Source organism: Bradyrhizobium sp. 139 (genome assembly GCF_023074175.1).
Lineage (GTDB): Bacteria > Pseudomonadota > Alphaproteobacteria > Rhizobiales > Xanthobacteraceae > Bradyrhizobium.
In genome coordinates, this window is the sequence record NZ_JADPKS010000142.1 from 1 (window position 1) to 3,360 (window position 3,360).

The 3,360-nt window shown below is 58.3% G+C and carries 1 protein-coding gene and 2 pseudogenes; 2 read left to right on the forward strand and 1 reads right to left on the reverse strand.

Annotation, left to right across the window (positions count from 1 at the left end; all coding sequences use genetic code 11):
- Nucleotides 1-610: 610 nt before the first annotated feature.
- Together IVA80_RS30920 and IVA80_RS30925 are read left to right on the forward strand one after the other, a co-directional pair.
- Nucleotides 611-2,143, forward strand: coding sequence for a porin (locus IVA80_RS30920; protein ID WP_247438568.1), 1,533 nt, complete (start codon nucleotides 611-613; stop codon nucleotides 2,141-2,143).
- 180 nt (nucleotides 2,144-2,323) lie between these two features.
- Nucleotides 2,324-3,119: pseudogene (locus IVA80_RS30925) on the forward strand (IS5/IS1182 family transposase); the annotation flags it as partial.
- 44 nt (nucleotides 3,120-3,163) lie between these two features.
- Here IVA80_RS30925 and IVA80_RS30930 read toward each other — a convergent pair.
- A pseudogene (locus IVA80_RS30930) lies at nucleotides 3,164-3,360 on the reverse strand (IS5/IS1182 family transposase); the annotation flags it as partial.

Genomic DNA, 3,360 nt, shown 5'->3' on the forward strand with positions numbered 1-3,360 from the left:
CGGTCGTCTGCTCATGGTCTCTCCTGTTCGCGGCGATTATCGCCGCCGTCAGGCAGAAATTCCACTTATCCTCCTGTTCAAATTTGCGGAGCCAGCTCATCAGATCAAGTCTCTGACTCCTCTGTCGATTTTTTGCTTTTCGGCCATGTTGGACGATCCGCCCATGTTAGTGGCTTGAGTAGGGCGCGCGGTGGCCTCCCGCGTGAGACCTATCTATCTTAGGATCGCGAGGAAAGGCTGCCCAAGGCATGGGCGCCATGAAAAAAATCAATTTACAAAATCAACAGGTTATTGTGTTGCCGGATCGTCTGAGAGAGGCTCTTAGCGGTCACGTCTAAATCTCCAAGGAGAACCTCTGGGATGCCCCCTGGAGGTTGTTTCTTCAGTTTGTCCTCTTGTCGCAGTGATTTGTTGCAAAATTGCAACGATCGTTTCCCGAGTTTCGATTGCGAAAATTAATTAATTGATGCAATCGATCAGACGAATTAGACCTTCAGTTGACGGAGAGGGGGCGCCTCGACGTCGTCCGTCAAGCACCCGCCAGTCGGTGAGGCTAGCAGCGGCGGATCTTTGAAGGACGGAAACGACGTTCCAACTTGGAGGTTCAATGATGAAATTGATGAAGGCTCTTGCCCTGGGTTCAGCGGCAACGTTCGTAGGAGCGGGCGCACACGCGGCCGATCTTCCTGTAAGGGCCAAGGCGGTTGAATACGTGAAGATCTGCTCGCTCTACGGTGCAGGTTTCTACTACATTCCTGGTAGCGACACGTGCATCAAGCTCGGCGGTTACGTGCGCGGGACAACGGTGCTGGGCACGAACGGCATATGGGCCGCCGCCGCCAGCGGCCTCGGTGGTGCGCACAACCGCCTCAGCAACTACTACACAGCCCAATCCCGTTTTGACTACAACGTCGATACGCGCACCGCGACCGAGTATGGCGTCCTTCGCACATACGCTGAGTTGGCCTTCACCTGGACGGCCGGTGGGTATAGCGGTGCCGGGACCTCTGCCATCAACGGCGCAACCGTCTATAGCGGAACCAATCCGGCCGGAAGCGGCAGCGGTCAGATTTCTGGAGGTCAGCTCTCCATCTACTACGCGTTCATGCAGTTTGCCGGTTTTACCTTAGGTCGAGCGCAGTCGCAGTTCTCCTCGCCCTGGACCAACTATCCTGGAAACGCCTTCGACGCTATGCCCGGCGGCGCTGGGTGGGAAGCTGTTAACCAGTTCGCGTATACCGCTGACTTCGGTCAAGGCATTACGGCGTCCTTCTCGGCCGAGGATCAGGTTATCCGCACTACCAACATCTGGAACGTAAGCGGTGCGACGGCCGCAGCTCTTGCCACGGGCGCATATGGTGCTGGCGACATTGGTGGTTCACGGTCTCCCGATCTCGTAGCAATGCTGCGCGTCGACCAGGCTTGGGGGCTTTTCCAGGCATCGGTTGCCGCGCACGCCAATCACGCTGGCTATTATGGTGCCGATGAAACGACAGGGCATCCAAACGACAAATGGGGCTGGGCTGGTCAGCTTGCATTGTCAATCAAAAATGTCCCGACCGGTGCCGGCGACACGATCAACGTCCAGGGTGTCTACACGAACGGTGCAAGCGTTTACAACTTCCACCAATATATGCCGTTCGCTTTCGCGGCTTATGGTAGTACCGGATTGACAGGAGCTTACCAGAGCGTAGGCCTCGCTGGTGTCTCTGACTCAGTGTTCGTTGCGGGCGCGGGTCAGCAGTTAACCACGACCTATGGTTTTAACGCCGGCTACACCCACAATTGGAATCCATATTGGAATACCGCCATCTTCGGAGGGATCGGTGCCGTGCGATACAACAGCACGGCGAAGGGGTATATCTGCGGCGCGTTGGTCGCGACTCTGGCACTGTCGAGCGGCGCGGCTGGTTGCAACCCTGACTTCAACTATTCGGTCGTCGGTTTGGCCACGCGCTGGAATCCCGTCAAGAATCTGACTTTCTCGTCCGAAATCGCCTACACGATGCTCGACCAGAAGTATGCGGGCGGAAGCACGGTGAGCTTGCCTCTTCAGTCGGGCATCGCCAAGCCGGCCGGCGTGTATGAACTGAAGGACCAGACCAGCCTACAGTTGCTGCTCCGCGCTCAGCGCAACTTTTGAATCTCTCTTAAAACAGCGAAAGGAGAAAAGCGAGCGGCTCTATAGTCAGTTAACCTCCAAGAAGGCCTCCGGCATGCCCTCCGGGGGCCTTTGATTGAGGACAGCTGTGGCTAAGCATGAAATCTGCGCATTCCGACCAAGCGGGCCGTGGATTCCGAGCGAATCCGGCCCCATGCACCGATGGAAGCCGGCCGGGGAATCCGTATCGGAGGCACCGATGCGGCCAAGAAGCACAAGTCAACTGGATCCAATGATCTGTTCCGGGCGCGGTCAGACCAGATCATCAATCTGCAGCACGAGCTGGTTCTGCTTGCCAGCGAGATCGATTGGTGGTGATCGGCTGTTGTTGCTCAAGCACATCTACGGCTGTCTGATGAGGGCGCAAGCGAGCGCTGGGTCCAGGGATCGTATTTCCAGTTCTTCACGGCAAAGAGTTCTTCCAGCATGCATTCCCGCACAAGCGCTCGGACCTGAGCCACTGGCGCAAGCGGCCTGGCGACTGACTGGAGCTCCCCGCGCGGCCAAGGCCGCCCGATGATGGCTTCCCACTACGCCCATGCTAAACAGTTCACGTGGCATCAGCGGCAGTTGCGCATCCTGCGCGGCCGGCTGGGCCGGATCATCCGCGACGTCCGCCGCAAAATCGAGGGCCGGCCATCTCTCGAGCATGCATTTGCCCTCCCGCTTGGCCGGGCCACGCAGATCCACTCGCAGCAGCAGCGCACGCGCGGCTGGAAAGGTTATTCCTTCCATGCCCCTGAGGTGGAGTGCGTCGGCAGGCAAGGCCGCAGCGCCTTAGGAGTTCGGAGTGAAGGCCTCCACCGTCACCAACAACCATCGGGCTCCGATTGGCCTGTTCGTGCTGCACGCCAGCGCGCTGCCCGATAACCCTACGACGGTCACACTTGCGGGCGTCATTGATCGCACCGAGACACTCACCGGCTGTGCGGTCGAGCGGGCCCATGTAGACAGGGGATGTATCGATCTGAGCTAAGCCGTCGTCCGTGAAGAACGCCGGTTTTAAGCCGGAGCGGGTTGAATCGTTGCCATAAGGGCGAGGAGTATCTGGCACAACAAAAGCCTGAGCCAGCGGATCAGGCGGCGGAAGTTGTAGCCGACAGCTGCGAGGATGGCGTTGGCAGCGTCGCCTTGGCGGTACCAGAGATAGTTTCGGCCCATTCGATGCTCGGCTTTGAGATGGCCGATCACGGGTTCGA